This window comes from Bifidobacterium sp., assembly GCF_051876855.1.
Lineage (GTDB): Bacteria > Actinomycetota > Actinomycetes > Actinomycetales > Bifidobacteriaceae > Bifidobacterium.
Window position 1 is genome coordinate 1 of record NZ_JBJEIH010000067.1, and the last position, 1,506, is coordinate 1,506.

The following is a 1,506-nucleotide window of genomic DNA, read 5'->3' on the forward strand; positions in this document are numbered from 1 at the left end:
CGCTGCACCCGGCAAACAGCAGTCCCCAGAAGAATCCGACGAAGAACAATCCTCCGGGCACCCATACGGCGACAGCCACAGGTATGGCCATCAGTGCGACGATGATGAGGGCCGGCAGGGGTGCCTTGGACTTGATGCAGCCGGTTCTGGCACCGTGTGGTCTTCAGTGTTTTTCAGTATCGTCTTCAGCGTCGTTTTCGTCGCTTTGAGATTTTCGGCGTCGCCTCGGTGCCATCCTGGGCGTCGCATTCAGTGCTTCAGTGTTCTGCCGGCGTTCTCCCAGTTCCCGGCGCCGTCTTCAGCGCCGCATCGTCCTCTTGGCACTCCATTTTCGTCCCGGATGCCATCTTCAGCTATGGCGATTTTGCTTGAATTCCAACCATCATTGCGTCCGCGTGATAGCCTAAATCCATGACACTAGACAATGCGGGACATTCTGTCCGTTTCCCTGGCGCGGATGCCCCTGTTCCCGGCGCGACTGCGCCTGCGATGATGCAGCCCGTCACGCCGACGCCGACTACGCCAATCGCTCAGCCCGCGCTACCTGTGCAGTCAGCGCAACCCGGTATCACGACATCGTCTGTGCAACCCGTACCGCTTGCGCAGCCCACGCAACCTGCTCAGTCAGTGCAGACCATGCAACCTATGCAGCCCGTCTCTCTTGTACAACCCACCCAGCCCGTGCAGCCCGCGCAACCGCGACCAGTACCCCCTATGCAACCCGTGCCTCCCAACCCCGCCGCCGCAGTATCCATCCGCGGCCTGCTGAAGCGCTTCGGTGACAAAGTCGCCGTCAACGGTCTGTCGCTTGACATTCCCGTTGGTTCCTTCTACGGTCTGGTCGGCCCCAATGGTGCCGGCAAAACCACCACGCTCAACATGGTCACCGGCCTGCTTCGCCCGGATGGCGGTATCGCCACGATTCTCGGGCGGGATGTGTGGAGCGACGTGAACGCAGTCAAGCGCACCATCGGCGTCATGCCGCAGCCTGATGAGATTTTTAACCGTCTCACCGGCATGCAGCTGCTGGTCTACTGCGGTATGTTGCGCGGCATGCCTCGTGCTCAAGCGCTTCAGCGAGCTGGAGACCTGCTTGCCGCCTTCGACCTGTCCAATGCCGCCAACGTCATGGTCGCCGACTATTCAGCGGGAATGACTAAGAAGATCTGCCTCGCATGTGCCATGATTCACAGCCCCCGCATTCTGGTGCTCGACGAACCGTTTGAATCGGTTGATCCGGTCTCCAGCGCCAATCTCAAGGACATCCTCATCGAATACGTGTCCACAGGCGGCACGGTGATCATCTCCTCGCATGTGATGGCGCTTGTCGAGAAAATGTGCACGCATGTCGCGGTCATCAATCGAGGCGTGGTATGCGCGGCCGGAACCATCAGCCAAGTGGCCGCCGGCGAGGATCTCGAAGAGCGGTTCCTGCAATTGGTCGGCGGCAGGCATGGCGCCGCGCATATCGCGTGGTTGGATGGAGGCGCGCAATGACCGCTCCCG

General features: G+C 60.7%; 1 protein-coding gene. It reads left to right on the forward strand.

The window, feature by feature from the left end; translation table 11 throughout:
* Positions 1 to 714 precede the first annotated feature (714 nt).
* On the forward strand, positions 715 to 1,497 hold the full coding sequence (locus ACI38B_RS04700; protein WP_044092673.1) for an ABC transporter ATP-binding protein: 783 nt from the start codon (positions 715 to 717) through the stop codon (positions 1,495 to 1,497).
* Positions 1,498 to 1,506: the final 9 nt, after the last annotated feature.

Coding starts and splice junctions, on each gene's coding strand:
- ACI38B_RS04700 (WP_044092673.1), top strand. CDS start 715: ATGCAACCCGTGCCTCCCAACCCCGCCGCCGCAGTATCCATCCGCGGC.